The following is a 26,398-nucleotide window of genomic DNA, read 5'->3' on the forward strand; positions in this document are numbered from 1 at the left end:
TGCTGTCGGTGCTGCGCTTTGGGCTTACTTGCGGATGCGTGCCAGCTCGTCGTTGTAGAGCTTGACGATGGCAGGGTCGTAGCTGGCCGCGAACTTGTCGATCACGGGCTTGGCGATCTGGCGCATGCGGGCCTGCTCGGCTGGCGCGACTTCGTTGAACTGCATGCCCTTGGCCTGCAGGTCGCCCACGGCACGCTGCGCCGCTGCACGGCTCACTTGGCGCTGGTAGCCACGCGCTTCGTCGGCAGCCTCGCGCATCCACTTCTGCTCAGTGGGCGAGAGACCGTCCCAGAACTTCTTGCTGACGAGCACGATGTTCGCCGCGTAGACGTGGTTGGTCGCGCTCAGGTACTTCTGTACTTCGAAGAACTTGTTCGACAGGATCACCGAGAACGGGTTTTCCTGGCCGTCCACCGCCTTCGCCTCGAGCGCGCCGTAAAGCTCGGCGAAAGGCATCGGCACCGGGTTGGCCTTGAAGGCCTTGAAGGTCTCGAGGAACACGGGATTCGGGATCACACGGATCTTGAGGCCTTCGAGGTCCTCGGGCTTGGCGATCGGCCGCTTGCTGTTGGTGACGTTGCGGAAGCCGAGGTCCCAGTAGCCCAGCGCGACCAGACCCTTTTCAGGCAGCTTGGCGATCAGCGTCTGGCCCAGGGGTCCGTCGAGCAGCGCGTCCGCCTGCGCGAAGTTGGCGACGGCAAAGGGGAAGTCGACCAGGCCGAATTCCTTGACGATGCCGGCCAGCGAGGTCGTGGCGGGAGCGGACATCTGCTGCACGCCACCCTGCAGCGCGGATTGCTGCTGCATCTCGTTGCCGAGCTGGGAGGCCGGGAATTCCTGCACCTTCATCTTGCCGCCGCTCTTGGCCGCCAGCAGTTCGGCAAAGCGCTTGACGCCGAAGCTCACCGGGTGGTCGGCGTTGTTGAGGTGGCCGAAACGGATGACGCGCTCGTGTTCCTGTGCCAGGGCCGGTGCGGCCATGGCGAGGGTCAAGCCGGCAACTGCGAGGGTGCGGAAAAGAAGTCTCAAGACAGTCTCCATGGAAAGGACAAAGAACGACAGCACGGTCCGCAAAAGGACGAGCCGCCGAAGAAACGGCGCGATCATATTCGTGTAGTGGAAAAACTTTCCACTAGTGAAAACACTTTACAAAATACCAGCGGACTGGATTAGGGTCATGCTCCGATCCGGCAGCGATGTCGCCCGACGCATGCCGGTCCACCGGTCCCCGAGAGATTCCATGAGCTCAATACTCGAACGCAGCTTCAAAGTGATGGAGCACCTGGCCCAGCACCCCGGCGGGAGTGCGCTGTCCGCCCTCGCCGCAGACCTGCAGATGCCCCTGAGCGCCACCCACCGTCTTCTGGCCGAACTCGCGCGCAACGGCTATGTGCGGCAGGACCAGCGCCATGGCGACTACACCCTCACGATGAAACTGGTGTCGCTGGGCCTCAGCTTCCTGAGCAACAGTGGCATCGTCGATGTCGCGCAGCCGCTGCTCGACCGCCTGGCCGCTGAATCTGGCGAACTCGTGCGCCTGGCGGTCGTGGATGGCGACGACCTCACCTTCGTCGCCAAGGCGCAGGGCGCGACGCGCGGCTTGCGCTACGACCCGGACATGGGCCTTTCCGTCAACCTGTCATGCAGTTCCGCAGGCCATGCGTGGTTTTCGACCATGACGGACGAACAGGCCCTCGAACTGGTCGCCAAGCAGGGATTCGGCAAGCCCGAAGACTTCGGCCCGAAGGCGCCGACCACGGTCAAGGCCCTGCTGGCCTACATCCGGGCGGCGCGCAAGCGCGGCTTCAGCATGATCAACGAGGTGTTCGCGCCCGCGATGGCCGCGATGGCCGCGCCGGTGCGCAGCGGCAACGGGGCCGCCATCGGCGTGATCACCATCGCGGGCCCGTCGGTGCGGCTGACGGAGGAACGCATGCTGGCCCTGGGCCCGGCGCTGCTCGCCACGGCTTACGACGTCGCGCTGGCCAGTGGCGGGTCGGCGATGTTCAAGCGCAGGGCTTGAGCGCCTGAAGCAGGCGGCGCGTCAGGCGCCCTGCAGCGAGAGCGGGTCGCCGAAGTTCGCCAGCAGCCGCTGCCTGCCGGCCAGCACATGGCGCTCGGCGGCAGCGCGGGCACGGGCCGGGTTCGAGGCCACGATCGCGTCGAAGATCGCGCGGTGCTCGACGTTCGATCGGCGCATGTTGCCCGGCGCATTGAAGTACTTGCGCCGCACGAGGTGCAGTTCCTTCACGTAGTCGTCGTACGCCTGGTGGGCGCGACGGTTGTTCGAGAGCGTGAGGATCAGCGCGTGGAACTGCAGGTTCAGCTCGTAGTAGAGCGTGCCATCCTCCGCGTCGCAGGCGGCGTCCATCGCAGTCAGCAGGTCTTCCATCTGCTTCCTGTAATCCTCGGTCAGATGCTCGCAGGCGCGTTCGGCCGCGTAGCCGAACATGAGTGCGCGCAGCTCGTAGATCTCCACCATCTCGCGAAGCGAAAGTTGCCGCACGTACACGCCGCGGTTCGCGACGGCCGTGACGATGCCGAGCCCCGCCAGCACCTTGATCGCCTCGCGAATGGGGCCGCGGCTGGTGCCCATGCGCAGGGCCAGGGCCGCCTCGTTGAGCCGCTCTCCCGGCTTGAACTCGCCGGTGTAGATGAGTTGCTTGAGCTCGCTGACGATGCCCTCCGACAGGGCGGAACCACGGGTGCTGGAAGAAGGGGGAGGCATGCGCAATCCTAACTTCAGACCCTCACTCGACCTTGACGTTCGCGCTCTTCACCAGCTTGACCCAGAACTTGCCGTCCTCGGTCAGGAAGCTGTTGAACTGCTCGGGCGATGACGAGATGGACACCTCGGTGCCATCGCGCGCCAGCGAGGCCTTCACTGAAGGCTGCTGCATCGCGGCGACCGTCGCGTTGTAGATCTTCTGGACGATGGCCGGCGGCGTGCCGGCGGGCACGAACATGCCGTACCAGAACTCGAGGTTGTAGTCCGGCAGCCCCGCCTCCTTCATGCCCGGCAGGTTGGGCACCAGCGGCGAGCGCTCGCGCGTGCTGACGGCCAGCGCGAGCAGCCGGCCTCCGGTGGCCATGGGCAGCACCGAGGGCGATGTGCCGAAGGTGAGCTGGGTATCCCCCGCCATCACCGACTGGATCGCCAGGCTGCCGCCGCGGTAGGGAATGTGCGTCATCTCCGCGCCGGTAACCTGGCTGAACAGCGCGGCGCCCAGGTGCGGCGCCGAACCGTTGCCCGAGGTCGAGTAGTTGAGCTTGCCTGGATCCTTCTTTGCCGCCGCGATGAGATCGGCGACCGAACGGATGCCGGTCGAGGGATTGACCGCCAGCACCAGCGGCGAGGTCGTCATCTTCGTCACGGCCGTGAGGTCGCGTGCCGTGTAGGACAGTTTGGGGTTGAGCGCAGGGTTGACGGAGATGCTGCTCGGGCTGGCGATGAGCAAGGTGTAGCCGTCGGCCGGCGCCTTGGCCACCAGTTCCGCCGCGATGCTCGATCCGTTGCCCGGCTTGTTGTCGACCACCACCGGCTGCCCGAGCGCCTTGCCGAAGGCTTCGCTCATGGCACGGGCCACGTAATCGGCAGCGCCGCCAGGAGCGAAGCCGATGACCAGGCGAATCGGCTTGCTCGGATAGTCCGCGGGCTGGGACCACGCGATGGATCCGACAGCGCACAAGCCCCATGCCAGGACGATCTTCTTGATGTTCATGTCTTGTCTCCTTCTGTTCTTGGCGTCAGGCTGCAACTGGCACGCGCAGGACGATCTTTCCGACGTGGCCGCCGCTTTCCATGGTCGCCTTGGCTTCCTGCAGTTGCCCGAAGTCGTAGACCCTGTCGATCTGCGGCCTGATGCGCCCGGCGGCGATGTGCGGCAGCACGTCCGTCACAAACGCAGGAATCGCCGCCGCGCGCTGCGCCTTGCTGCGCAGCTTGTTCGACACGCCGAATACCGTGAGCCGCTTGGCATGCAAGGCCGCGAGGTCCAGTTCGGCATGTACCACGCCGTCGACGTAGCCCACGGTGGCGAGCCGGCCTTCGAAGGCCAAGGCGCGGATGTTCTCCGCGAACACCGTTCCACCCACCGTGTTGATGACGAGGTCCGCGCCGTGCTGCTCGGTCACCTGCATCACCGCATCGCCGAAGTCGGGAGCGCGCGTGCAGATGGCGAGATCCAGGCCGAGGGTTTTCAGCCTCGCCAGCTTGTCGGCCGAGCCCGAAGTGCCGATCACCTTGGCGCCCAGCAGCTTGGCCAACTGCAGCGATGCGACGCCGACGCCTGACGACACGCCATTGATCAGCACCCACTCGCCGGCCTCGAGCCGCCCCTGCAGCACCAGCATGTCGTACGACACGAGGAAGGTCAGCGCGACGCTGGCCGCCTCCTCCCACGACAGGCTGGCGGGCTTGGCCATCGCCTCGATCTCCTCCATCAACGCATATTCCGAGAACGCGCCGGAACAACGGCCCATGACCTGGTCGCCCGGCTTGAAGCGGGTGACCCCGGCCCCGATGGCGACGACCTCGCCGGCACCCTCCCCGCCAATCGCCTTCCAGCTGCCAGGCTGGCCGTGCAGGCCATGGCCCGCCACGAACTCGCCGCGGTTGAGCGAAGCCGCATGCACGCGCAACAGCAACTGCTGCGGGCCGGGCTGCGGCATGGCCGTCTCGCGCATTTCCAGCACGGTCGACTCGTCGGTCATCTGCATCCAGTAGGACTGCATCGTTCGATCTCCTCGTTGTCTTGATCGCTAGCGGCCGGTGAAGACCGGCTTGCGCTTCTGCATGAAGGCGGTGCGGCCTTCGGTGTAGTCGGCGCTCTCGAAGCAGCCGCGGATCAGCGACGTGCACAAGGCCTGGTCCAGTTCCGGCGAGGGCTTCAGGATTTCGCGGGTGATGGCCTTGCCTGCCGCCACGGTCAGCGGCGCGTTGTCGGCCAGCGCCTTCATGTACTCGGCCAGCAACTCGTCGAGCCCCTCCACGGCGGAGACCCGTGTTACGAGGCCGAGTGCCTTCGCCTCTGCGGCGTCGATGCGGCGAGCGGTGAAGAAGAGATCCTTGGCTGCGCCGGGGCCGATCAGGTCGACCAGATTCTTCATCGCGGAGTAGCGATAGCCGAGCCCCAGCCGCGCGGCCGGAATCGAGAACACCGAGTCGTCGGATGCGATGCGGATGTCGCAGCTGATCGCCACATTGACGCCGCCGCCGATGCAGTAACCACGGATGCAGGCGAGCGTGGGCTTGGGAAAGTCGTGAATGCTCATCAGCGCTTCCTCGGCCATCGCCTCGTAGCGGGTCACGGCCTCGCGCGCCGCGCGCATGTCTTCGAACTCGGAGATGTCGGCGCCCGAGACGAAAGCCTTCTCGCCCGCGCCGGTGAACACGACGAGGCGCACCCTGTCGTCGTCCTGCGCGACACGCAGCAGCGGCGGCACGGCCTCCCACATGTCGACCGACAGCGCGTTGTGCCGCGCCGGGTTGTTGAAGCGGATGTGCAGCGTGGTGCCGTCGAGCCAGGTCTGGACTCGCTCGGTGGTGGATTCGTAGGCGGGATTCGACATATTAGAAAACTCCGGTCGCTTTCATGCGGGCGAGGTCGTCCGAACCGATGCCCAGTTCGAGCAGGACTTCCTCCGTGTGTTCGCCGCGCCGCGGGGCAGCGCGGGCAATGGTGCTGGGCGTGCGCTCCAGTTGCATCGGCTGGCCGATCAGCCGCTGCGGGCCGAGCCGTGCCGATACGACTTCCTTGACCATGCCGAGGTGCTCGATCTGCGGCTCGGCGAAGACTTCGCGCATGTCGCTGATGAGGCCGCAGGCCACGCCGCCGGCATTGAACTGCTCGATCCAGTGGCTGCGGTCGTGCGCGGCAAGACGCCGGTTGATCTCGGCATTGAGCGCATCGCGGTTGATCGAGCGCGAGGGTTTGTCGTGGTAGCGCTCGTCGGTGATCCATTCGGGCGCGCCGAGGATGTTGCAGAAGCGCTCCCAGATCTTGGAGCCGAACACGGCGATGTTGAGGTAGCCGTCGCGGGCCTTGTAGACACCGGTCGGGATGCTGGTCGGGTGGAAGTTGCCCGCCTGATGGCCGACCTCGCCGTCGATCAGGTAGCGCGAGGTCTGGAAATCCATCATGTAGACCATCGACTCCAGCAACGAGGTGTGCAGCCACTGGCCCTTGCCGGAGGCCTCGCGCTCCAGCAGGGCGACGAGGATGCCTTGCGCCGCGAAGATGCCCGCGCACAGGTCGGCGATCGGAATGCCGACGCGCACCGGGCCATCGCCCGGCAAGCCGGTCACGGACATCAGGCCGCCCATGCCCTGCGCGATCTGGTCGAAGCCCGGACGCGTGGCGAGCGGCCCTGTCTGGCCGAAGCCGGAGATGCTGGCGTAGACGAGCCCGGGGTTGTCCACCGCAAGCGTCTCGTAGTCGATGCCCAGGCGGAACTTCACGTCCGGACGGAAGTTCTCCACCACCACGTCGGCGCCCGCGATCAGACGCTTCAAGGTGGCGATGCCTTCGTCTTCCTTGAGGTTGAGCGTGATCGAGCGCTTGTTGCGGTGGGTGTACTGGTAGTCGGAGCCGTCCTGGCCGCCGAGGGTGTCGTCGCCGCGCATGTGTTCGGGCATCTGCACCTGGATGACGTCGGCGCCCCAGTCAGCCAATTGACGGCAGGCGGTGGGGCCGGCACGGACCTGGGTCAGATCGACCACGCGGAAGCGTTGCAGGGCGGATGAGGCAGGCAGATGGGGCATTCGGATTGAACTTGGATGACCTTTGAATGACCTTGATTGTTTGCATCCATCGCCAAAGTGTCAACACTTTTATCGAAAGCGTGGACATTTCATGACGCTGTCGTATACGATATGCGGACCACAACGGACTTCCGCATGCTGCCCTGGCTCTCCGACCTCCCCTCCGACCAACTCTCGACCGTGCGAGACGTTCCGCTCGCCAAGCTGGTGCGCGACGACATGCTGGCCATGATCCTGCGCGGCGACCTGCCGACGGGCCAGCGCATCAACGAGCCCGACATCGCCGCACGCCTGGGCGTGTCGCGCGTACCGGTGCGCGAGGCGCTGCGCGAACTCGAAAGCACGGGCCTCGTCGTGGCCCGCAAGCACGCCGGCGTGTTCGTGCGCGAACCGGGCGCCGAAGAACTGCGCGATCTCTACGAAATGCGCGGGCTGCTCGATGGCTTTGCGGGCCGCCGCGCGGCACGGCTTGGCGATGCAGCGCGCATCGCGCTGGCCGATGCGCTCGATGCCTCCATCGCGCACATGAACGCTGCCTTCGCAGCGCACGACGTACAGCGCTACTACCGCGAGAACCTGAACTTCCACTGGGCGATCGTCGAAGCCGCAGGCAACCACGCGCTGGCGGACACCTACCGCGGCGTGGTGCAGAAGCTGCACCTCTCGCGCCTGAAAAATCTTTCGCAGGACATGGGCATGCGCGCTTCGATCGCCGAACACGTGGCGATCGCCCGCGCGCTTCGCGACGGCGACGTCACCCGTTGCGAAAGGCTCATGGCGCGCCACGTCGGCGATGCCTACACCCGGCTTTCGGGCCTGACGGGCTGACGCACCAGCCCCCGACTTTTCAAGACAACAGGAGACAAGACCATGAAACGACGCGCCTTCGTCCTCGCGCTTCCCCCGACCCTCGTCGGACTGCACGGACTGGCCCACGCCCAGGGCTATCCGAACAAGCCCATCCGCTACATCGTGCCGGTGTCCGCCGGCGGCGGCAGCGACATGATCGGCCGCACCGTCACCGAGCGCTGGGGCAAGGTGCTGAACCAGACCTTCGTGGTGGACAACCAGGCCGGCGGCGGCGGCGTGATCGCCTCGCAGAACACCGCACGCTCGCCCGCGGACGGCTACACGCTGATGCAGGGCTATGTCGCCACCCACGGCACCGCACCCGCCACGCGTCGCCTGCCCTATGACGCGGTCAAGGACTTCACGCCCATCGGCATGATCGGCGGCACGCCCAACGTGCTGGTGGTCAATGCCGATGTGCCGGCCAAGGACTTCAAGCAGTTCGTCGCCTACGTGAAGGCCAACCCGAGCAAGGTCAGCTATGGCTCCTCCGGCGCGGGCTCGCTCACCCACCTGACGATGGAGCTGTTCAAGCAGCAGGTCGGGGTATTCATGGTGCATGTGCCCTATCGCGGCATCGCACCGGCGTTCACCGACCTCGTGGGCGGGCAGACCCAGGTGATGTTCCCGGGCCTTGCCGCGGCGATGCCGCACCTCAAGTCGGGGCGCGTGCGCGCACTGGCCGTCACGGGTCTGACGCGCCATCCCGCGGTGCCGGACGTGCCGACGCTCGAAGAACTGGGCCTCAAGGGCTTCGACGCCATGCAGTGGTATGGCGTGGTCGGCCCGGCCAACATGCCCGCGGACGTCGTCCGCCAGCTCAACGAATCGCTCAACACGGTGCTCAAGGCGCCGGACCTGCGCGACAAGCTGTCGGTCGAAGCCGTCGAGCCCATGCCCATGAGCCCCCAGGAGTTCTCCGACTACATCCGCGCCGACATCACGCGATGGACCAAGCTCGCCCGCGACCGCAAGATCGAACTCGACAACTAGCGCGCCACCACCTTTCGCACTTTTTCTTTCAACCTTCCAGCTAGAGCTTTCACATGGCACGCAATACTCAGGTCGCAGCCGACCACAACGCCCCTCCCGTCACCCGCATCCTGGCCGAGTACGTGGCCGGCCACGCCTCGCGCGGCTGGAGCGACGCGGTAGACCACGAGGCTCATCGCACTTTCCTCAACTGGCTGGGTTGCGCCGTCGGCGCCGCGCGCCACGAGGCCGTCGAAGCCGCGCTGGCCGCGGTGCAGGAACTTCAGCCCGCGCCGCAAGCCGCCGTGCTCGGCCGCGCCGAGAGAGTCGACATCGCGAACGCGGCGATGCTCAACGGCATCAGCTCGCACACCTTCGACTTCGACGACACGCACCTCAAGACCATCATCCATCCGGCCGGTCCGGTGGCCTCGGCCGTGCTGGCGTTGGCCGAGCACACCGGTGCGAGCGGCCGCGCCGTGCTCGACGCGCTGGTGCTCGGCATCGACGTGGCGTGCCGCCTGGGCAACACGGTCTATCCCGACCACTACGACCGCGGCTGGCACATCACCGGCACCACCGGCATGTTCGGCGCGGCCGCGGCCTGCGCGCGCCTGCTGGGTCTGGATGCGGACCGCACCGCGATGGCGCTCGGCATCGCCGCATCGCAACCGGTCGGCCTGCGCGAGCAGTTCGGCACCATGACCAAGCCCTTCCATCCCGGCGGCGCGGCACGCGCCGGCCTGATGGCTGCGCTGATGGCCAAGCACGGCTACACCGCGAGCCCAAAGGCGATCGAGGCGCCGCGCGGCTGGGCTCAGGTGGTGTCCACCAAGTACGCGTGGAACGAAGTCACCGACGAGCTGGGCGAGCGCTTCGAGATCTCCTTCAACAGCTACAAGCCCTTCGCCTGCGGCATCGTGATTCACCCGAGCATCGACGCCTGCGTGCAATTGCGCGAGCGCGGCATCAAGCCCGAGCAGATCGAGCGCATCGAACTCAAGGTGCACTCGCTGGTGCTCGAACTCACCGGCAAGAAGGAACCGGCCGACGGCCTGCAAGGCAAGTTCAGCGTGTACCACGGCTGTGCGGCCGGCCTGGTGTTCGGCCGTGCGGCCGAAGAGGAATTCGCCGACGACATCGTGAACCGCCCCGACGTCGTCGCACTGCGCCGCAAGGTCGTGGCAACGGTGGACGACAGCATCGACGAAGCCAGCGCCGACGTGACGGCCGTGCTCACCGATGGCCGCCGCGAGCATGTGTTCGTCGAACACGCGATCGGCTCGCTGCAGCGCCCGATGAGCGATGCCGACCTGGAGCGCAAGTTCCACGGCCTCTCCGACGGCATCCTCGGCGCGCAGCGGACTTCCGACCTGCTGGCCGCGTGCTGGTCGCTCGGCAAGGCCGCGGACGTTCGCGTCCTGACCAGCCTCGCGCGCCCGTAGTCCATTTTTCCCAAGGTCCGCGCGCGACCACAGCGCGCGGCACATCAACGAGAGATCGAAAGAGGCACATGAAGAAACTCAGCTCCCTCCTTGCAGCCGCCGCCATCACCGCCGCCCTCGCCGGGTGCGCCGGCACCGCCATGCAGGCGCCCGCGCTGCAGCCCGCGCAACCGGGGACCATCGCCGCGGGCAAGGCCGAAGTGCTCTGGCTCGGCCAGGCCACCATGCGCATCACCACGCCCGGCGGCAAGGTCATCGTGATCGACCCGTGGCTCACCACCAACCCGAAGACGCCGGCCGCCTTCAAGCAGCTGAATGCACTGGGCAAGGTCGACCTGATCCTGGTGACGCACGCGCACTACGACCACTTCAATGACGCGCCGGCGCTCGCGAAGCTGAACAACGCGCCGGTCTACAACGCCGGCGGTATGGGAGCGGCCATCGTGAGCCTGGGCATCCTGCCCACGGCGCAGGTGCAGCGCTTCGGCAAGAGCGGCACGGTCGCGCCCTTCGGCCCGACCGGTGTGAAGATCACCGCCGTCCATGCCGAGCATTCGTCCGAACTGGTGTGGAAGAACCCCGCCACCGACAAGGAGGAAACGCACTTCGGCGGCGAGCCGGTGGGCTACATCATCGAGCTGGAGAACGGCTTCAAGATCTGGCACATGGGCGATACGGGCCTGTACGGCGACATGAAGCTGATCGGCGAAACGTACAAGCCCGACCTGGTGCTGATCCCGATCGGCGGCCACTTCACCATGGGGCCGCAGGATGCCGCCACCGCCGTACGCGACATGATCAAGCCCCGCTACGCAATCCCGATGCACTACGGCACCTTCCCGCTGCTGCGCGGAACGCCGGCCGAGTTCACGTCGGCGCTCGGCGCTTCCACGACGCGGGTGCTGGTGCCCGAGCCGGGCCAGAAGGTCGACTTCTGATGGACGCCGCACGCCGCTCCTTCTGTGCCGCGGGCGGGCTGCTGCTGGCCGGTTGCGCGAGCACCCGGCCGGACACGCGCGCGGCGGCCAGGGCCGAGTTGGGAGCCACGGGCAAGCTGCGCGCCGCCATCAACTTCGGCAACCCGATCCTCGCAAGCAAGGACGCAGCCGGCGAGCCGCGCGGCGTGTCGGTGGACCTCGCGCGCGAGGCGGGCCGACGCCTCGACCTGCCGGTCGAGCTCGTGCTCTTCAACTCCGCGGGCAACGTGGTGGAAGCGGTCAAGGCGCGCCAAGTCGACCTCGCGTTCGTCGCGATCGACCCGGTCCGCGCGGCGGACATGGAATACACGGCGCCCTACGTGATCATCGAAGGCGCCTACCTGGTGCGCAACAACTCGCCGCTTCAGCGCAACGAGGAAGTGGACCGCCCCGGCACACGCGTAGCCGTGGGCCGGGGCAGCGCCTACGACCTGTTCCTGACGCGCGAGCTGAAGTCCGCCTCCCTGGTGCGCGCCCCGACCTCGCCTGAAGTGACCAACCTGTTCCTCGCCCAGAACCTCGAAGTGGCCGCCGGCGTGAAGCAGCAGCTGGAAGCGGATGCGAAGCGGGTGGGCGGCGTGCGCCTGCTGCCCAGGCGCTTCATGGTCATCGAACAGGCCATGGGCGTGCCAAAGGGCCGTGTCGCATCGCAGGCGTGGCTCAGCGGTTTCATCGAGGAGATGAAGGCCTCGGGCTTCGTGGCGGACTCGCTGAAGAAGCACGGCATCGAAGGCGCGGGCGTGGCGCCTGCCGTTCACCGCACGTAGCAACCGCCCAGCCCCACCATCGCCAGTTCGACGAACCGCGACCCATGGTGGTTCTCGGGGCTGTAGTCGACCGTGTATCCGCCGCGAGTTGCAGCCGACGGCCTTGAACTGCAACATACGTTGCCCCGCATGGAGGCCACCCAATGAACACCTCTTCAACCTACCTGGCCACGCAAGGCGATGCGTACGAGCGAGTGATGGGCCGCTGGAGCCGGCAACTTGCGCTTCCCTTCCTGGATTTCGTCGGCACTGCGGAAGGCGATCGCGTGCTCGACGTCGGCTGCGGCACCGGCCACCTGACTTTCGCGGTGGCCCGGCGGTCCGGCTCAGGCGAGCTTCGGGGCGTCGACCTGGCGCAGCCCTACATCGAGCACGCGAGGCGCCACAACCAGGATGCGCGCATCGTCTTCGAGGTGGCGGATGCCTGCGCGCTGCCCTTCCCGGACGGCAACTTCGACCGGGTGCTGTCGCTGCTGGTCTTGCACTTCGTGCCGCAGGCGGAGCAGGCGATCGCCGAGATGCGCCGCGTGGCCAAGCCCGGCGGGGTGGTCGGCGCTGCCGTATGGGACGTTCGAGGGGGCTTTATCGCGAACCGGATGTTCTTCGACACCGCTGCTGCACTCGATCCCGATGCCAGGGAGCGCCGCGCACGAAACTACACGCGCCCCATGACACGGCCCGGAGAGCTGCAACGGGCATGGCGCAACGCCGGGTTGAAGGACGTGGTGGAAACCTCCCTGGTCATGCGCATGGAGTTCGCCTCCTTCTCGGACTACTGGACGCCCTACGAGGGAAGCGAAGGCCCCGCCGCAGAGTACGTCGCCAGCCTGACGGACGACGGGCGGGAGCGCCTGCGAGGTGCCCTCGAGGCAGCCTATCTCGACGGCGACGCCGATGGGCCTCGCTCCTATGCTGCACTGGCGTGGGCCGTGAAGGGGACGACACCCTCTTGAGATGCGCCAAACTGCCTCATTGCGTGCGCCGTTGCGATTCACTTTGGTGCGGCGTATCGTGACTGCACCCTGAAGGAGCAGAACATGCCCTCACGAAGAAGTCATCTCGGAGGCGGACCAGCCCGGGGCATGCCGCCGATACCCCCGTTGGGCTATCCCATGGAAATGACGAAGCCATCGGATGCCGAGTTGTGCGAACGCGCAGTCCAGGCCATCTGGCGCAGTCTGGATGAGCATGATCTCGTGGACGAGCAGGTGCGACAGGAACTCGCGAGGGTCCTCGAGCCGCTGACCGCCCTGCCCTTGGGGGATCGTCCTCAGCGCTTGATCAACACCTTGAAGTTGCCCAACCCGATCGATGCGTCCCACCTGTATTGGCTCACACGCCGCCTTCTGACTCTCGTGCCCGAACTTCAAGCCACGGCGATGGCACGCAAGCTCTAGGTGCCCAGAGAACGGCTCCCACCATGTCGGACATCGGCCTGACGCATGTCGCGCTTCCCGTGCACTCTCTCGCGGCCAGCGTGGCTTTCTATTCAAAGTACGCCGGTATGCAAGCTGTGCATTCACGCCCGGGGGTCGTTTGGGTCAGTGACCGCACAAGACCTTTCGCCGTCGTTCTGATCGAAACTGCGAACGAAATCAAACCGCTGCTGCCGATGGCGCACCTGGGCGTCGGAGTGCGTTCCCGGGAAGAAGTCGATCGGCTCTGTCAACTTGCACGAGAGGAGCAATGCCTGGCTCGAGAACCCGTGGATTCAGGTCCTCCGGTTGGCTACTGGGCGTTGCTGCGGGATCCGGACGGTCACACGCTGGAGGTTGCGTATGGTCAGGAACTGGGTCACACAGTCGAGGACGCGGGCTGACCTTCGCGCAGTGCAGCGACAATTCACGCATGGCTCAAGGCAAGCGCATCTCTGCAGACATCGACAGCAACGCCCTTCGGGCCATCAAGGACATGGGTGCGGCCGCCAAGCTGGCCCGGACCAGTGCCGGCGATGGCCAAGCCACCGCGGCGGCCCGGCTGGGCGTGCACGTCCAAACGATCGCCCGGATCGAATCCGGTGAACCCGGCGTCGCAATCGGTCACGTGCTGGGGATGCTTGCGCTATACGGCATCACCACGACGTTGCAGTCTCCTCCGGAGTCTTCAGCGAAATGCGCGGTCACCGAGGCTTAGTCGCGTCGCCGCAATACATGTTCAGCCTGACCCGTCTGACGATCCAACGCGCCAGGAAAGAGCGCTTGCCCCAGGTTGCAGGGAGCCTGACGTTCACAACCTTGCTGTCCATCGTGCCTTTGCTGGCCGCGAGCTTCGTTCTGTTCACGCAGTTCCCGGTCTTCAGGCGATTCAAGGACGCGCTCCAAGAGTTCTTGTTGAGCAGGCTGCTTCCGGCGGACATCGCACGCACGGTCCTCAAGTACCTGACCCAGTTCGCCTCGAACGCCAGCAGCCTGACGTGGGTCGGCTCGCTCTTCTTGCTGGGCACAGCCATCGCGATGTTGCTGACCGTCGAGAATGCACTGAACCAGATGTGGGAGGTCCGAAAGAATCGGCCGTTCTTCAAGAGGGTCGGCTTGTACCTGTTGATGTTGGTGGTCGGGCCTCCCGTTCTGGGTCTGAGTCTCTGGGCAACGTCGTACCTCCTGGGCAATTCCAAGGGGTTGATCGGCGCGCTGCCACCATCGCTCGCATTCGTGGTCGACCTCGGTCCGCTCATGCTCGGCGTGATCGCACTGACGAGCATGTTCTACCTCGTTCCGAACACCAAGGTCCGGCTGCGCGACGCCGCTGCGGGGGGCTTGATCGCCAGCATGGCCTTCGAACTGGGCAAGCGCGGCTTCACTGCCTACCTCGTCAAGGTGCCAACCTACAAGGCACTGTACGGGGCGTTCGCCACTCTCCCCATGTTCCTGCTGTGGGTGTACTTCTCGTGGCTGGTCACGCTGGTCGCCGCCATGTTGGCGGCCAACCTGGCGCTCACTCGACGGCGTTCGGGAGGCAAGGTCGCTCGAGCCTAGTGCGCCGATGAGGGGATACTACGTCGCCCCCCAGACCTGTTCCCGCAATGTCCCTGACCCTCCTTTTCCTGCAGCTCAGCGTCATCCTGGTCACCGCGCGCGCCTGCGGCCTTGCGCTGCGCGCGGTGGGTCAACCGATGGTCATTGGCGAGATGGCTGCCGGCATCCTGCTCGGGCCGGTGGTGTTCGGCGCGCTGTTCCCGCAATGGCATGCGCAACTCTTCCCGCCTGCGTCGCTGCTGGGTTTGTCCTCGCTGGCGACGATGGGCGTGGTCCTGTTCATGTTCATCGTCGGCGCCGAACTCCGAGCACCCAGCGGCATGGGGGCCCAACTCAAAGCGGCAGGCTGGGTCGGGCTGTCGAGCATGGCGCTGCCGATGGCGCTGGGCGTGGCGATCGCGCCGGCGCTGCATCCGTCGCTCGCGCCGCCGGGTGTCGCTTTCTGGCCGTTCGCGCTCTTTCTCGGCGTGGCGCTGTCGATCACGGCTTTCCCGGTCCTGGCGCGCATCCTCAAGGATCGCAACATGACCCGCACTCGTGTCGGCCAGTTGTCACTGGGCGCCGCAGGAGTGGTCGACGCGCTGGCATGGGTGCTGTTGGCGCTGGTCATCGCGTTGGCGAGCGCGGGCGCCGGCCTGAAGGGCTTCGTGCGCATCGCGCTGGGACTGGCGGTGCTGGTGGCCGTGGTGTTCCTGATCGTGAAGCCGCTGCTGGCCAGGCAGCTTCGCAAGCATGCGCCGGACGGCGTACCGTCGCCGATGGTGCTGGCAGCGCTGCTCATCGGCCTCTTCGTTTGCGCCATGCTCACCGAATGGCTGCACCTGCATGCGGTGTTCGGTGCGTTCCTGTTCGGCATCGCGCTGCCGCGCGACGACCGGCTGCTGCACGCTCTGGAAAAGCGGATCGAGCCCTTGTCGATCGTCGTGCTGATGCCAATTTTCTTCGCGCTGGCCGGCCTGGGCACCTCCTCGGGCGCGTTCGGCAGTGCTGGGCTGGGCGCGCTGGGGCTCATTCTTCTCGTGGCGTGCGTGGGCAAGATCGTGGGCGGTGCGGCTGGCGCGCGCGTGTGCGGCTACGGATGGCGCGAAAGCCTGGCGACCGGGACGCTCATGAATTCGCGCGGGCTCATGGAGCTCATCGTCATCAAGGTCGGCCTCGATGCCGGACTGATCGGCGCCGAGCTCTTCACAATGCTGCTGGTGATGGCGCTGGTCACGACGGCCGCGACGGGACCGCTGCTCTCGCTGATCGGCCGGCAGAATCCGGAGCCCATCGACAGGCCGAAGCGCACCTAGACCCCGCGACTTCGCAGGGGCATCCTTCATCCGTGGCGACGTTGACGCCGCATATCAATTCAAGAGAGAGTTCCTTCATGGAAGCAAGGCAGGAGTGCGATGTTCTGGTGGTCGGCGGCGGGCCGGCGGGCTCGACGATTGCGACGTTGTTGGCGCAGGAAGGCCGCCGGGTGGTCCTGCTCGAAAAGGACCACCACCCGCGCTTCCATATCGGCGAGTCGCTGCTGCCGGGCAATGTCGCCTTGTTCGAGAAGCTGGGCGTGCGCGATCAGGTCGAGAAGATCGGGATGCCGAAGTTCGGCATCGAATTCGTGCCGCCGGATCTGGACTACTGCAGCTACGTGGATTTTTCCGAAGGCTGGGATCCGTCCAAGGATTTCGCCTGGCAGGTGCGCCGCTCCGAACTGGACACGCTGCTGTTCCGTAACGCGGAGCAAAAAGGCGCGCTGACTCTCGAAGGCGCGAAGGTGCGACAAGTGGACTTCGACGACGAGGGCGCCATCGTTCGCGCGCAACTCGACGACGGCGCGGCGCGCGAATGGCGCGCGCGCTTCGTGGTCGACGCCAGCGGCCGGGACACCCTGCTCGCCAACAAGTTCAAGTGCAAGCAGAAGAACCCCGACCACAACAGCACGGCGCTCTTCGGCCACTTCCGCAACGCGCGGCGGCTGGAAGGCCGGCGCGAGGGCAACATCAGCATCTGCTGGTTCGAGCACGGCTGGTTCTGGTTCATCCCGCTGGCCGACGGCACGACCAGCGTCGGCGCGGTCTGCTGGGCCTACTACCTCAAAGCCCGCGACAAGCCGCTGAAGGAGTACTTCTACGACACCATCGCACTGTGCCCCGAGCTGAAGGACCGGCTGAAGGACGCCACGCTGGTCGACGACAAGGTGCACGCCACGGGCAACTTCTCGTACTCCAGCACGCACGCCACCGGCGAGCGCTACCTCATGGTGGGCGACGCCTACACCTTCATCGACCCGATGTTTTCCTCCGGCGTGTTCCTGGCGATGCAGAGCGCCTTCGACGGCGCGAAGTTGGTCGCCACAGCACTCGACTGCCCCGGCGAACTCGCCCCGGCGCGCGTCGCGCTCGAGCAGCGCATGCGCGTGGGCCCGCGCGACTACTCGTGGTTCATCTATCGGGTGACCAACCCCACGATCCGCGACATGTTCATGCATCCGCAGAACGCCTTCAAGGTCAAGCAGGGGCTGATGTCGCTGCTGGCGGCAGACATCCACCACGGACCTGCCTACCGCCGCTCGCTCTTCATGTTCAAGGTGATGTACTACTTCGTGTCGCTGGTGAACTGGCGCCGTACGTACGCAGGCTGGAAACGCCACCGCTTCAATATCCGCGACATGGGACCGCTGAAGGGAGAGACGATTCAGCGAGCGGATTGACGCAAGGACGGGAGCCTAGGATTTCGGCTTCTTCGAAGACTTCGACTTGCCAGAACTGTTGAGGTCGATCGCTTCGCGAATGAGCGCTTTGAAGGCGGACTCGTCAACCTCTTCGCTTTCGTGGATGTCGATCGCCCGGCGTGTGTTTCCGTCAAGACTCGAATTGAAGAGACGGACCGGATCCTTCAGCGACGCGCCCTTGGCGAAGGTGAGCTTCACGACACTCTTGTAGGACTCGCCGGTGCAGACGATGCCGTCGTGCGACCAGACCGGCGTGCCCATCCACTTCCACTCCTCGACGACGTCCGGGTCCGCCTCCTTGATGAGCTTGCGCATTCGGGCAAGGGTTTTCCCGCGCCAGTCCCCGAGGTCGGCGATTTTGTTCGAGATGAGTTCCGAGGCCGACTGGCCTTCGCTGGCGTCCGACTTTTTCATGCCTACATCGTTGATATTGCAGAGAAAATTCATTGCAAGACGGTGGAGGATAGCCATGTAGGCCGCCGGCAGGCTCGGCGCGTCAAAGCCGTGCCATCCGCCCAGATTGCCCGGCTTTGGAGCCTGGAGGCTCTTGAAAGTGTGCAAAAGGCCCTTATGATTAGCACTCGTCCAAGCTGAGTGCTAACAACGCCGGCTTTTGACGTTGTGGAGCCGGCAACCGCGCCGGCGCCCGAACCAAACCCCCGTTTCTTATCAGGAGATGCAATGAAACTTCGTCCTTTGCACGATCGCGTGATCGTCAAGCGCATTGAAAGCGAAACCAAGACCGCCTCGGGCATCGTGATCCCCGACAACGCCGCCGAAAAGCCCGATCAGGGCGAAGTGCTGGCCGTCGGTCCTGGCAAGAAGAACGACAAGGGCGAACTCGGCGCGATGAGCGTCAAGGTCGGTGACCGCGTCCTGTTCGGCAAGTACAGCGGCCAGACCGTCAAGGTCGACGGCGACGAACTGCTGGTCATGAAGGAAGACGACCTGTTCGCAGTCGTCGAGAAGTAATTTTCTCAAGCCCTCATCCCCCATCCAACTGAATCTCGGAGAAATCTCATGGCAGCAAAAGACGTAGTCTTCGGCGGTGAAGCCCGCGCGCGCATGGTCGAAGGTGTGAACATCCTCGCCAACGCAGTCAAAGTGACCCTGGGCCCCAAGGGCCGCAACGTGGTGCTCGAGCGCTCCTTCGGCGCCCCCACCGTGACCAAGGACGGCGTGTCCGTCGCCAAGGAAATCGAACTCAAGGACAAGCTCCAGAACATGGGCGCCCAGCTCGTGAAGGAAGTGGCTTCCAAGACTTCGGACAACGCCGGTGACGGCACCACCACCGCGACCGTGCTGGCACAAGCCATCGTTCGCGAAGGTTTCAAGCTGGTGGCTGCCGGCATGAACCCGATGGACCTGAAGCGCGGCATCGACAAGGCGGTCACCGCCCTCGTCGCCGAGCTGAAGAAGGCTTCCAAGGCCACGACCACCTCGAAGGAAATCGCGCAAGTCGGCTCGATCTCGGCCAACAGCGACGAAACCATCGGCAAGCTCATCGCTGACGCGATGGACAAGGTCGGCAAGGAAGGCGTGATCACCGTGGAAGACGGCAAGTCGCTCGACAGCGAACTCGACGTCGTCGAAGGCATGCAGTTCGACCGCGGCTACCTGTCGCCCTACTTCATCAACAACCCCGAAAAGCAAAGCGCGATCCTCGAGAACCCGTTCGTGCTGCTGTTCGACAAGAAGATCAGCAACATCCGCGACCTGCTGCCCACGCTGGAGCAAGTGGCCAAGGCCGGCCGTCCGCTGCTGATCATCGCCGAAGAAGTCGAAGGCGAAGCCCTGGCGACCCTGGTCGTGAACACCATCCGCGGCATCCTGAAGGTCGTGGCCGTCAAGGCACCTGGCTTCGGCGACCGTCGCAAGGCCATGCTGGAAGACATCGCCATCCTGACGGGCGGCAAGGTCATCGCTGAAGAAGTGGGCCTGACCCTTGAAAAGGTGACGCTGGCCGACCTCGGCCAGGCCAAGCGCATCGAAGTGGGCAAGGAAAACACCATCATCATCGACGGCTCCGGTGCCGCCGGCGACATCGAAGCCCGCGTCAAGCAAGTGCGTGTGCAGATCGAAGAAGCCACCAGCGACTACGACCGCGAAAAGCTGCAAGAACGCGTGGCCAAGCTGGCCGGCGGCGTTGCAGTGATCAAGGTTGGCGCTGCCACCGAAGTCGAAATGAAGGAAAAGAAGGCTCGCGTCGAAGACGCCCTGCACGCCACTCGCGCTGCAGTGGAAGAAGGCGTGGTTGCCGGTGGTGGCGTGGCCCTGCTGCGCGCCAAGCAAGCCGTGGGCGACAAGCTCAAGGGCGACAACGCCGACCAGGACGCCGGTATCAAGCTGGTGCTCAAGGCCATCGAAGCGCCTCTGCGCGAGATCGTCAACAACGCCGGCGGCGAAGCCTCGGTGGTCGTGAACGCTGTGTTGGCCGGCAAGGGCAACTACGGCTTCAATGCCCAGAACGACAGCTACGGCGACATGCTCGAGCTCGGCATCCTGGACCCGACCAAGGTGACCCGCACCGCACTGCAGAACGCCGCTTCGGTGTCCTCGCTGCTGCTGACGACCGAAGCCATGGTCGCCGACGCACCGAAGGACGAAGCTGCCGGCGGCGGCATGCCCGACATGGGCGGCATGGGTGGCATGGGCGGCATGGGCATGTAATTCACGCCCGGCTTTCCAGCCAACAAGGAACCCCGCGGCTCACGCTGCGGGGTTTTTTCGTTTTGGGGGAAAAAGCGCCACACTGCGAAGACACAAGGAGCCAGCAGTCATGAAAGCGCCCATCCAGCCGAATTCCACCGAGTCCATCACCCTGCCACGGCGACCGGTGCTTGCAGCGCTCGCCGCGTTGGCGGGACTGGGTCTGTGGCGGGCCGCGCCGTCGATGGCGGCCGAGCGCGCCGTGGTCATTCCGTCGCCCAAGGACGATCAGACGGCGGCTGACGCGGCGTCCGAGACAGCCGTCCTTGCGGGTGGCTGTTTCTGGGGGGTGCAGGGGGTGTTCCAGCACGTCAAGGGCGTGAACAGCGCCGTCTCGGGCTATGCCGGCGGCGATGCCGCCTCGGCGAACTATGACGCTGTTGGATTGGGCAATACCGGCCACGCTGAAGCGGTTCGCATCACCTACGACCCCCGGCAGATCAGTTTCGGCCGGCTGTTGCAGATCTATTTTTCAGTCGCCCACAATCCGACGGAGCTGAACCGGCAAGGGCCGGACACCGGGACGCAATACCGTTCGACGATCTTCCCGGCCAATGCCGAGCAGACGCGCATCGCTAAGAGCTACATCGCCCAGCTCGACAAGGCCAAGGTGTTCGGCAAGCCGATCGCCACCACCATCGAGCCGCTGAAGGCCTTCTATCCGGCTGAGGGCTACCACCAGGACTTCATGACGCGCAACCCGGACCACCCGTACATCGCCTTCAACGACCTGCCGAAGGTCGACAACCTGAAGCGCGTGTTTCCCGAGATCTATCGCGTGAAACCGGTACTGGTGAGGTCCGGCGCCTGAGCGGCGCCGAACGATTCACGGCAGCAGGGTCAGGCGCCGGCCGGCACCGGCGCAGGTGGCGGCCCGTACTCATTGGACTCGGGCTGGCTCGGCTGCACCGTGAAATAGAGGAGCACCAGGCCACCGATGACCGGGATCAGCCCGAGCAGCAGCCACCAGCCGCTCTTACCGATGTCATGCAGACGGCGCGCGCCGGCCGCCAGCAGCGGCAACAGGAAGACGAGCACCACGATGAAGTAGATGTACTCGTGAACGAAGCCGGCCACGAACGCGGCGACGACGTACGCCAGGATGAACCACCAGTACTCGGGTCGCGCTGCCCGACCCGAAAAGTCCACGTACTTGCGAAAGCAGGTCTGAACGGCCTGTTGAAAGTTCATGTGCAAACTCCTCTTGTTGATTCCCACGGGAAAACCCCGCGGTCATCATATCGAGCGGTTCGCCGGCCTTCCCGGCCCTTCAAACGCGCTGGCGCAAGCGTTCGAGCAGGCCGGCGGTGGAGGCATCAAGCCCCTGGGCGTTGCCCGAGGCGAGCCGTGGCTCGATGTCCTTGGCCAGCACCTTGCCGAGTTCGACACCCCACTGGTCAAAGCTGTTGATGCCCCAGAGCGAGCCGCTGGTGAACACGCGGTGCTCGTAGAGCGCCAGGAAGGCGCCGAGCGACTCGGGCGTCAGCTCTTCCATCACGAAGAAGGTGCTTGGCCTGTTGCCCGGAAAGCTCCGGTGGCCACCCTCGTCGCGCTGGCCGACCATCAGCGCCTGGGCCTGCGCGAGTGCGTTGGCCAGCAGCTTGGGATGATGGCCATCGAGGTCGTGCGCGGCATCGCGCACGGCGATGAATTCGAGCGGAACCACGTCCGTGCCCTGGTGCAGCATCTGGAAGTACGCGTGCTGGCCATTGGTGCCCGGTTCGCCCCACAGCACGGGCGAGGTTCCGAAAGTCAGCGGCTTGCCGGCCATGTCCACCTGCTTGCCATTGCTCTCCATTTCGAGCTGCTGCAGGTAGGCAGGCAGGCGCCTGAGCGCGCTGTGGTACGGGGCGATGCCTCGGCTGGTGAAGCGGTGGAAATTGCGATGCCAGACGTCGAGCAGGCCCAGGCGCACGGGCAGGTTCTGCGCGAGCGGCGCCGTGCGGAAGTGCTCGTCCATCGCATGGGCGCCGGCAAGCAGGCCGCGAAAGCCATCCGCGCCGATCGCCAGCGCGATCGGCAGGCCAATGGCCGACCACAGCGAGTAGCGGCCGCCGACCCAATCCCAGAAGCCGAAGGTCGTCTCGATGCCGAAGGCGCGCGCTGCTTCGACATTGGTCGTGAGCGCAGCGAAATGGCGGGCGATGTCCACGCTGCCGGACTGCTCGAACCAGCGCTTGGCCGACTGCGCGTTCGCCATCGTCTCGGCCGTGGTGAAGGTCTTCGACGCGATCAGGAACAGCGTGTGCTCGGGCGCCAGGCCGCGCAGCACGCCGGCCAGCTCATGGCCGTCTACGTTCGAGACGAAGTGGAATCGCTTGCCGGGCGCGACGAACTGGTCGAGCGCCAGCACCGCCATCTGCGGCCCGAGATCGGAGCCGCCGATGCCGATGTTGACCACGTCGGTGATCGTGTGATCGGCGCGGACTTCCTCGGCGTACGCCAGCATCGCCGTCAGCGTGGACTGCACGTCGCCAAAGGCGGCGGCGAGGTCGCCGGTGACGGGCGCCGAAGCCGGCCGCCTGAGCAGCGTATGCAGCACCGCACGGTTTTCGGTCTCGTTGATGTGCTCGCCCGCGAACATTGCGTCACGATGCGCCTCTAGGCCCGATTCGCGGGCGACGGCCAGCAGCAGCTCTTCCGTCCGCGTATCGGTCAGGTTCTTCGACAGGTCGGCGAAGAGATACGGCGCCGACTGGCTCAAGGCGCCAAAGCGCTTCGGGTCGGCAGCAAAGGCCTTCCGCACATCGAAGCCGAGGCCGACCTTGTCGTAGTGCAACTGGAGTTCGGCCCATGCGGCCGTGCGATCGCAACGGGTTCTCGTCATGTGGCCTCCATCAGCTTTTCGAGCTTGACCGCGTCGGCGGCGAACGCGCGAATGCCCTCGGCGAGCTTTTCGGTCGCCATCGCGTCTTCGTTCAGCGCAAAGCGGAACGTCGGTTCATCGAGTGTCAGCTTCGGAATGTCGAGGCGCTGGGCCGCCTCGGCGTCCAGCGCATGGCTCAAGGGCGCATCGCTGGCGGCGAGCTCGCCCAGGAGTTCGGGACTGATGGTGAGCAGGTCACAGCCGGCGAGCGCGGCGATCTGCCCGACATTGCGGAAGCTCGCGCCCATGACCTCCGTAGCGATGCCGTGCTTCTTGTAGTAGTCGAAGATCTGACGCACCGATTTCACGCCCGGGTCGTTGGCGCCGGCGTTGTCTGCTTCGTTCCAGTTGCTGCCGGCCGATTTCTTGTACCAGTCGTAGATGCGCCCGACGAAGGGTGAGATCAGTTGCACCCCGGCCGCCCCGCAGGCCACCGCCTGCGCGAAGGAGAACAGCAGCGTGAGATTGCAGTGGATGCCCATCTTCTCGAGCTGCCGCGCCGCCTCGATGCCTTCCCAGGTGGAGGCGATCTTGATCAACAGGCGCTTCCCGACATCGACACCCTCCGCACGATAGAGCGCCACGATGCGCTCCGCGCGGGCGATGGTCGCTTGCGTATCGAAGCTCAGCCGTGCATCGACCTCGGTCGAGACGCGGCCCGGGATGATCGAAAGAATCTCGGTGCCGAAGCGCACCAGCAGCCGGTCGATCACTTCGTCGATCGGCTGGCCGTTGTGCTTGTTGACCGCTTCGTCCAGCAAGGGGCGGTATTCCGGCTTTTGCACGGCCTTGAGGATCAGCGACGGATTGGTCGTCGCGTCCCGGGGCTTGAACTGGGCCAGTTGACGGAAATCACCGGTGTCGGCCACTACGGTGGTCCATTGACGGAGGGCATCGAGTTGGTTCATTCGGCCATTATCCCGCCGCAAAACTACAGACCGTGTGGTCCCCGGCTGACGTGGCTTGGCGTGGCGGCTCACTAACCTTGCCGCTTGCCTGACCGTCCTCCGGAGAAACGCCATGCCATTTCGCACCCGCCGCGCCCCGCCTCCCACCGTCGTCTTCGATGACCGCGTCCACAGCGCGTCCATCGGCACGCTGGCGACGGCCTTCTGCGTCGGCGGCGCGTTGACCCTGCTGGCACTGTCGAGTACCCGCGCCGCACGCGCGCAAACCGTTGCCGGCCCCGCCGACGGCGCACCGCTGATGCGCGCTCCGCTCCAGGTCGTGGCGCCGGTCGACCTGAAGCGCTACGCGGGCGTGTGGCACGAGCAGGCACGCCTGCCCAACCGTTTCCAGAAGCAGTGCACTGGCCCCGTCACGGCCGAGTACACGTTGCTGGACGACGGCGGCGTGGAAGTGCGCAATCGTTGCATCCTGGCTGACGGAAACTTCGACGAATCCGTGGGCTCGGCCCGGGTGGTGCCCGTCGCCGGCCAGCCCGGCGCGGGACGGCTCGAAGTGCGTTTCGCGCCCGAATGGCTGAGCTGGCTGCCGCTGGTTTGGGGGGACTACTGGATCCTGAAGCTCGACCGCGACTACCAGGTCGCCCTGGTCGGCACGCCGAACCGCCAGTACCTGTGGGTGCTGTCGCGCGCCCCCCGGCTCGACGAGGCCGCGCTGCAGGCGGAACTCGATTACGCCCGCACGCTGGGTTTCGACGTCGACAAGGTCGAGTTGACAGGCAGGTAGGCCGCCAGTTGCGCGGGCACGGCGCTCGGCCGCTCGCAATGGATCGCGTGCCAGCCGAATTCGCGCGCCGCCACGACGTTGGCGAGCGAATCGTCGATGAACACTGTCTCCGCCCCCTTGAGCCGATAGCGCTCGGCGAGCAACCCGTAGATCTCGGGTTGCGGCTTGATCACGCGCACGTCGCCAGAGAAGATGCCGCCGTCGAACCATCGGAAGAAGGCATGGCGGTACTCCAGCACACGCGCATAGGGCGCGGGCATGTTGGAAAGGTAATAGAGCCGCAAGTCTTCCCCCGCGTCGCGGCGCGCGCGCAGCGACGCCAGAAGGTCCACCGTGACGGCGATCGGCTCGAGCCTTTCGCCCATCGGTGCCAGCACGTCGCTGAGCCGGTCGGCCGGCAGGGCGAGGCGAAGGGCCATGCGGCCGATGGCATCGTCCAGGCTGTGCGTGCCTCGATCGAAGCCGAGCCAATCCTCGTGATGGAACATCTGGCCGGCCAGCGTATGCGCCGCCTCGGCGGTCGGCGCGTGAGGCTCGAAATTCGCTTGCACCAGTGCCACGGGCTCCCAGGTCAGGAGCACGGCACCCAGATCGAAGACAACATTCATAGGGCGGCAGGCACGATGGAAACGCCGTGACTGGTGAGAGAAAGGTGGGTCTCCGCACCGGCTGCCAAAGGGTGGGCGAGATCTGTCGACACCACGAACACCGAACCGAGTGCGGTGTCGAAAGCGTACTCGTAAAAGTTGCCCAGGAAAGCCGCTTTGCGCAGGATCGCCGGCAGGCCGACCGCCGCGCCGATGTACCACGCCTCCGGCCGCACCGCGACCTTGACGATGCCAGGCGCGATCGGGTAGCCGGGCGTCAGCATCAGCGGCCCCATCTGCACCCGTCCATCGGGCTGGGCCAGCGCGGGAAACACCATCGCCTCGCCCATGAAGCCGGCTACGAATTCGCTTTCGGGATGGCCGTAGAGTTGCTCGGGCGTTCCGCGCTGTGCGATGACGCCATGGTCCATCACGATGATCTCGTCGCTGACCGCGAGCGCTTCGCTCTGGTCGTGCGTGACGTAGGCGACGGTGAGGTGAAGCCGCCGTTGCAGATTGCGGATCTCCTCGCGCATCTCGCGGCGCAGCCGTGCATCGAGGTTGGAGAGCGGTTCGTCGAACAGCAGCACGGCGGGCTCCAGCACCAGCGCGCGGGCGAGCGCCACGCGCTGCTGCTGTCCGCCGGACAGCTCGCTCGGCAGGCGCTCGTCGAAGCCGACCAGGCCCACGCCCTTGAGCGCGTCCCGCGCGCGCGCCGTCGCCTCGTTCTTGCGCACACCGCTCATTCGCAGCCCGTAGCTCACGTTCTCGATCACGTTCATGTGCGGGAACAGCGCATAGCTCTGGAACATCATGCTCACGTTGCGCTCGGCCGGCCCCAGCGTCGTGACGTCGCGGCCACCCATGAGGATCGAGCCGGAGGTCGGCGACTCGAGTCCGGCAATCATTCGCAGGATGGTCGTCTTGCCGCAGCCCGAGGGACCGAGGATGGTGGTCAGGGTGCCCGCCGGCACCTCGAAGCTGACGCCCTTTACCGCCAGGGGCGTGCGCGCGTCGTTGCCGTAGCGCTTGGTGATGTCGCGAAGTTCGATGCCGTTGCTCATGAATTTTTCCGTC

General features: G+C 65.7%; 29 protein-coding genes. 17 read left to right on the forward strand and 12 right to left on the reverse strand.

Going from position 1 to position 26,398, the window contains the following annotated elements; translation table 11 throughout:
• Positions 1-24 precede the first annotated feature (24 nt).
• Positions 25-1,029, reverse strand: coding sequence for a TRAP transporter substrate-binding protein (locus tag QTI24_RS19705; protein WP_286602757.1), 1,005 nt, complete (start codon positions 1,027-1,029; stop codon positions 25-27).
• Between the two features lie 211 nt (positions 1,030-1,240).
• Between QTI24_RS19705 and QTI24_RS19710 the strand changes: the two genes are divergently transcribed.
• On the forward strand, positions 1,241-2,023 hold the full coding sequence (locus QTI24_RS19710; protein ID WP_286602759.1) for an IclR family transcriptional regulator: 783 nt from the start codon (positions 1,241-1,243) through the stop codon (positions 2,021-2,023).
• 21 nt (positions 2,024-2,044) lie between these two features.
• On the opposite strand, the gene QTI24_RS19715 is transcribed toward QTI24_RS19710, so the two are convergent.
• Genes QTI24_RS19715 through QTI24_RS19735 form a run of 5 tightly spaced genes read right to left on the reverse strand, consistent with a single transcriptional unit; the run spans position 2,045 to position 6,763 of the window.
• Entirely contained in the window at positions 2,045-2,728 is a 684-nt protein-coding gene (locus QTI24_RS19715; protein ID WP_286602760.1) for a GntR family transcriptional regulator, read from the reverse strand.
• Positions 2,729-2,750: 22 nt separating this feature from the next.
• A complete protein-coding gene (locus QTI24_RS19720; RefSeq protein ID WP_286602761.1) occupies positions 2,751-3,722 on the reverse strand; it encodes a tripartite tricarboxylate transporter substrate binding protein in 972 nt (323 codons plus the stop codon).
• A 25-nt stretch (positions 3,723-3,747) separates the two neighbouring features.
• Complete coding sequence (locus QTI24_RS19725; protein ID WP_286602762.1) at positions 3,748-4,734, reverse strand: zinc-binding dehydrogenase; 987 nt, start codon at positions 4,732-4,734, stop codon at positions 3,748-3,750.
• A 27-nt stretch (positions 4,735-4,761) separates the two neighbouring features.
• Positions 4,762-5,571, reverse strand: coding sequence for an enoyl-CoA hydratase (locus QTI24_RS19730; RefSeq protein ID WP_286602763.1), 810 nt, complete (start codon positions 5,569-5,571; stop codon positions 4,762-4,764).
• Position 5,572: 1 nt separating this feature from the next.
• A complete protein-coding gene (locus QTI24_RS19735; protein ID WP_286602764.1) occupies positions 5,573-6,763 on the reverse strand; it encodes a CaiB/BaiF CoA transferase family protein in 1,191 nt (396 codons plus the stop codon).
• A 135-nt stretch (positions 6,764-6,898) separates the two neighbouring features.
• Between QTI24_RS19735 and QTI24_RS19740 the strand changes: the two genes are divergently transcribed.
• The 12 genes from QTI24_RS19740 (at position 6,899) to QTI24_RS19795 (ending at position 17,446) form a co-directional block, all read left to right on the forward strand.
• Positions 6,899-7,591 (forward strand): GntR family transcriptional regulator, encoded by a 693-nt coding sequence (locus QTI24_RS19740; RefSeq protein WP_286602765.1) that lies wholly within the window; start codon positions 6,899-6,901, stop codon positions 7,589-7,591.
• A gap of 42 nt (positions 7,592-7,633) precedes the next feature.
• Positions 7,634-8,605 (forward strand): Bug family tripartite tricarboxylate transporter substrate binding protein, encoded by a 972-nt coding sequence (locus tag QTI24_RS19745; protein WP_286602768.1) that lies wholly within the window; start codon positions 7,634-7,636, stop codon positions 8,603-8,605.
• Positions 8,606-8,658: 53 nt separating this feature from the next.
• Positions 8,659-10,029, forward strand: a complete 1,371-nt coding sequence (locus QTI24_RS19750; protein WP_286602769.1) for an MmgE/PrpD family protein — start codon at positions 8,659-8,661, stop codon at positions 10,027-10,029.
• 68 nt (positions 10,030-10,097) lie between these two features.
• Complete coding sequence (locus tag QTI24_RS19755) at positions 10,098-10,967, forward strand: metal-dependent hydrolase (RefSeq protein WP_503011287.1); 870 nt, start codon at positions 10,098-10,100, stop codon at positions 10,965-10,967.
• Entirely contained in the window at positions 10,967-11,773 is an 807-nt protein-coding gene (locus QTI24_RS19760) for an ABC transporter substrate-binding protein (protein ID WP_286602770.1), read from the forward strand. Before QTI24_RS19755 ends, QTI24_RS19760 begins: the two co-directional genes overlap by 1 nt.
• A 143-nt stretch (positions 11,774-11,916) precedes the next feature.
• Positions 11,917-12,726 carry a class I SAM-dependent methyltransferase gene (locus QTI24_RS19765; RefSeq protein ID WP_286602772.1) on the forward strand — a complete coding sequence of 270 codons (810 nt, stop codon included), beginning with the start codon at positions 11,917-11,919 and terminating at the stop codon, positions 12,724-12,726.
• 129 nt (positions 12,727-12,855) lie between these two features.
• Positions 12,856-13,170, forward strand: coding sequence for a hypothetical protein (locus tag QTI24_RS19770; RefSeq protein WP_286602774.1), 315 nt, complete (start codon positions 12,856-12,858; stop codon positions 13,168-13,170).
• A gap of 23 nt (positions 13,171-13,193) precedes the next feature.
• Positions 13,194-13,592: a VOC family protein gene (locus tag QTI24_RS19775; RefSeq protein ID WP_286602775.1), complete on the forward strand. Its 399-nt coding sequence runs from the start codon at positions 13,194-13,196 to the stop codon at positions 13,590-13,592.
• Positions 13,593-13,621: 29 nt separating this feature from the next.
• Complete coding sequence (locus QTI24_RS19780; protein ID WP_286602777.1) at positions 13,622-13,906, forward strand: helix-turn-helix domain-containing protein; 285 nt, start codon at positions 13,622-13,624, stop codon at positions 13,904-13,906.
• Between the two features lie 17 nt (positions 13,907-13,923).
• Positions 13,924-14,748, forward strand: coding sequence for a YihY family inner membrane protein (locus tag QTI24_RS19785; protein ID WP_286602779.1), 825 nt, complete (start codon positions 13,924-13,926; stop codon positions 14,746-14,748).
• 47 nt (positions 14,749-14,795) lie between these two features.
• Positions 14,796-16,043 carry a cation:proton antiporter gene (locus QTI24_RS19790; protein WP_286602781.1) on the forward strand — a complete coding sequence of 416 codons (1,248 nt, stop codon included), beginning with the start codon at positions 14,796-14,798 and terminating at the stop codon, positions 16,041-16,043.
• 77 nt (positions 16,044-16,120) lie between these two features.
• Positions 16,121-17,446, forward strand: a complete 1,326-nt coding sequence (locus QTI24_RS19795) for an NAD(P)/FAD-dependent oxidoreductase (protein WP_286602782.1) — start codon at positions 16,121-16,123, stop codon at positions 17,444-17,446.
• Between the two features lie 15 nt (positions 17,447-17,461).
• Here the strand turns inward: QTI24_RS19795 and QTI24_RS19800 are convergent, their stop codons facing one another.
• Positions 17,462-17,881 (reverse strand): DUF1801 domain-containing protein, encoded by a 420-nt coding sequence (locus QTI24_RS19800; RefSeq protein ID WP_286602964.1) that lies wholly within the window; start codon positions 17,879-17,881, stop codon positions 17,462-17,464.
• 267 nt (positions 17,882-18,148) lie between these two features.
• On the opposite strand from QTI24_RS19800, the gene groES reads away from it, so the two are divergent.
• From groES to msrA, 3 genes are all read left to right on the forward strand, one after another.
• Positions 18,149-18,439 (forward strand): co-chaperone GroES, encoded by a 291-nt coding sequence (gene groES, locus QTI24_RS19805; protein ID WP_093109638.1) that lies wholly within the window; start codon positions 18,149-18,151, stop codon positions 18,437-18,439.
• A 48-nt stretch (positions 18,440-18,487) separates the two neighbouring features.
• Entirely contained in the window at positions 18,488-20,137 is a 1,650-nt protein-coding gene (gene groL / locus QTI24_RS19810) for a chaperonin GroEL (RefSeq protein ID WP_286602784.1), read from the forward strand.
• 109 nt (positions 20,138-20,246) lie between these two features.
• Positions 20,247-20,987, forward strand: a complete 741-nt coding sequence (msrA, locus tag QTI24_RS19815; protein ID WP_286602786.1) for a peptide-methionine (S)-S-oxide reductase MsrA — start codon at positions 20,247-20,249, stop codon at positions 20,985-20,987.
• 29 nt (positions 20,988-21,016) lie between these two features.
• On the opposite strand, the gene QTI24_RS19820 is transcribed toward msrA, so the two are convergent.
• The 3 genes from QTI24_RS19820 to tal form a co-directional block, all read right to left on the reverse strand.
• The gene (locus QTI24_RS19820; RefSeq protein WP_286602788.1) at positions 21,017-21,367 is read right to left on the reverse strand and encodes a DUF805 domain-containing protein; all 351 of its coding nucleotides are present in this window, start codon (positions 21,365-21,367) and stop codon (positions 21,017-21,019) included.
• 79 nt (positions 21,368-21,446) lie between these two features.
• Complete coding sequence (gene pgi / locus QTI24_RS19825) at positions 21,447-23,003, reverse strand: glucose-6-phosphate isomerase (protein WP_286602790.1); 1,557 nt, start codon at positions 23,001-23,003, stop codon at positions 21,447-21,449.
• Positions 23,000-23,950 (reverse strand): transaldolase, encoded by a 951-nt coding sequence (gene tal / locus QTI24_RS19830; RefSeq protein WP_286602791.1) that lies wholly within the window; start codon positions 23,948-23,950, stop codon positions 23,000-23,002. Before tal ends, pgi begins: the two co-directional genes overlap by 4 nt.
• A gap of 112 nt (positions 23,951-24,062) precedes the next feature.
• Between tal and QTI24_RS19835 the strand changes: the two genes are divergently transcribed.
• Positions 24,063-24,734: a lipocalin family protein gene (locus QTI24_RS19835; RefSeq protein WP_286602797.1), complete on the forward strand. Its 672-nt coding sequence runs from the start codon at positions 24,063-24,065 to the stop codon at positions 24,732-24,734.
• On the opposite strand, the gene QTI24_RS19840 is transcribed toward QTI24_RS19835, so the two are convergent.
• Together QTI24_RS19840 and QTI24_RS19845 are read right to left on the reverse strand one after the other, a co-directional pair.
• Complete coding sequence (locus tag QTI24_RS19840; protein ID WP_286602799.1) at positions 24,680-25,342, reverse strand: HAD family hydrolase; 663 nt, start codon at positions 25,340-25,342, stop codon at positions 24,680-24,682. The genes QTI24_RS19835 and QTI24_RS19840 overlap by 55 nt on opposite strands.
• Positions 25,339-26,385: an ABC transporter ATP-binding protein gene (locus tag QTI24_RS19845; RefSeq protein ID WP_286602801.1), complete on the reverse strand. Its 1,047-nt coding sequence runs from the start codon at positions 26,383-26,385 to the stop codon at positions 25,339-25,341. The genes QTI24_RS19840 and QTI24_RS19845 overlap by 4 nt, the downstream gene beginning before the upstream one ends.
• Between the last annotated feature and the right edge of the window lie 13 nt (positions 26,386-26,398).

The sequence above is a fragment of the Variovorax sp. J22P240 genome (genome assembly GCF_030316855.1).
In the GTDB taxonomy this organism is placed as follows: domain Bacteria; phylum Pseudomonadota; class Gammaproteobacteria; order Burkholderiales; family Burkholderiaceae_C; genus Variovorax.

Excerpts from the sequence above, each read along its gene's own strand:
- QTI24_RS19710 (WP_286602759.1), top strand. The coding sequence starts at position 1,241 with ATGAGCTCAATACTCGAACGCAGCTTCAAAGTGATGGAGCACCTGGCC.
- QTI24_RS19715 (WP_286602760.1), bottom strand. The coding sequence starts at position 2,728 with ATGCCTCCCCCTTCTTCCAGCACCCGTGGTTCCGCCCTGTCGGAGGGC.
- QTI24_RS19720 (WP_286602761.1), bottom strand. The coding sequence starts at position 3,722 with ATGAACATCAAGAAGATCGTCCTGGCATGGGGCTTGTGCGCTGTCGGA.
- QTI24_RS19725 (WP_286602762.1), bottom strand. The coding sequence starts at position 4,734 with ATGCAGTCCTACTGGATGCAGATGACCGACGAGTCGACCGTGCTGGAA.
- QTI24_RS19730 (WP_286602763.1), bottom strand. The coding sequence starts at position 5,571 with ATGTCGAATCCCGCCTACGAATCCACCACCGAGCGAGTCCAGACCTGG.
- QTI24_RS19735 (WP_286602764.1), bottom strand. The coding sequence starts at position 6,763 with ATGCCCCATCTGCCTGCCTCATCCGCCCTGCAACGCTTCCGCGTGGTC.
- QTI24_RS19740 (WP_286602765.1), top strand. The coding sequence starts at position 6,899 with ATGCTGCCCTGGCTCTCCGACCTCCCCTCCGACCAACTCTCGACCGTG.
- QTI24_RS19745 (WP_286602768.1), top strand. The coding sequence starts at position 7,634 with ATGAAACGACGCGCCTTCGTCCTCGCGCTTCCCCCGACCCTCGTCGGA.
- QTI24_RS19750 (WP_286602769.1), top strand. The coding sequence starts at position 8,659 with ATGGCACGCAATACTCAGGTCGCAGCCGACCACAACGCCCCTCCCGTC.
- QTI24_RS19755 (WP_503011287.1), top strand. The coding sequence starts at position 10,098 with ATGAAGAAACTCAGCTCCCTCCTTGCAGCCGCCGCCATCACCGCCGCC.
- QTI24_RS19760 (WP_286602770.1), top strand. The coding sequence starts at position 10,967 with ATGGACGCCGCACGCCGCTCCTTCTGTGCCGCGGGCGGGCTGCTGCTG.
- QTI24_RS19765 (WP_286602772.1), top strand. The coding sequence starts at position 11,917 with ATGAACACCTCTTCAACCTACCTGGCCACGCAAGGCGATGCGTACGAG.
- QTI24_RS19770 (WP_286602774.1), top strand. The coding sequence starts at position 12,856 with ATGCCGCCGATACCCCCGTTGGGCTATCCCATGGAAATGACGAAGCCA.
- QTI24_RS19775 (WP_286602775.1), top strand. The coding sequence starts at position 13,194 with ATGTCGGACATCGGCCTGACGCATGTCGCGCTTCCCGTGCACTCTCTC.
- QTI24_RS19780 (WP_286602777.1), top strand. The coding sequence starts at position 13,622 with ATGGCTCAAGGCAAGCGCATCTCTGCAGACATCGACAGCAACGCCCTT.
- QTI24_RS19785 (WP_286602779.1), top strand. The coding sequence starts at position 13,924 with ATGTTCAGCCTGACCCGTCTGACGATCCAACGCGCCAGGAAAGAGCGC.
- QTI24_RS19790 (WP_286602781.1), top strand. The coding sequence starts at position 14,796 with ATGTCCCTGACCCTCCTTTTCCTGCAGCTCAGCGTCATCCTGGTCACC.
- QTI24_RS19795 (WP_286602782.1), top strand. The coding sequence starts at position 16,121 with ATGGAAGCAAGGCAGGAGTGCGATGTTCTGGTGGTCGGCGGCGGGCCG.
- QTI24_RS19800 (WP_286602964.1), bottom strand. The coding sequence starts at position 17,881 with ATGAAAAAGTCGGACGCCAGCGAAGGCCAGTCGGCCTCGGAACTCATC.
- groES (WP_093109638.1), top strand. The coding sequence starts at position 18,149 with ATGAAACTTCGTCCTTTGCACGATCGCGTGATCGTCAAGCGCATTGAA.
- groL (WP_286602784.1), top strand. The coding sequence starts at position 18,488 with ATGGCAGCAAAAGACGTAGTCTTCGGCGGTGAAGCCCGCGCGCGCATG.
- msrA (WP_286602786.1), top strand. The coding sequence starts at position 20,247 with ATGAAAGCGCCCATCCAGCCGAATTCCACCGAGTCCATCACCCTGCCA.
- QTI24_RS19820 (WP_286602788.1), bottom strand. The coding sequence starts at position 21,367 with ATGAACTTTCAACAGGCCGTTCAGACCTGCTTTCGCAAGTACGTGGAC.
- pgi (WP_286602790.1), bottom strand. The coding sequence starts at position 23,003 with ATGACGAGAACCCGTTGCGATCGCACGGCCGCATGGGCCGAACTCCAG.
- tal (WP_286602791.1), bottom strand. The coding sequence starts at position 23,950 with ATGAACCAACTCGATGCCCTCCGTCAATGGACCACCGTAGTGGCCGAC.
- QTI24_RS19835 (WP_286602797.1), top strand. The coding sequence starts at position 24,063 with ATGCCATTTCGCACCCGCCGCGCCCCGCCTCCCACCGTCGTCTTCGAT.
- QTI24_RS19840 (WP_286602799.1), bottom strand. The coding sequence starts at position 25,342 with ATGAATGTTGTCTTCGATCTGGGTGCCGTGCTCCTGACCTGGGAGCCC.
- QTI24_RS19845 (WP_286602801.1), bottom strand. The coding sequence starts at position 26,385 with ATGAGCAACGGCATCGAACTTCGCGACATCACCAAGCGCTACGGCAAC.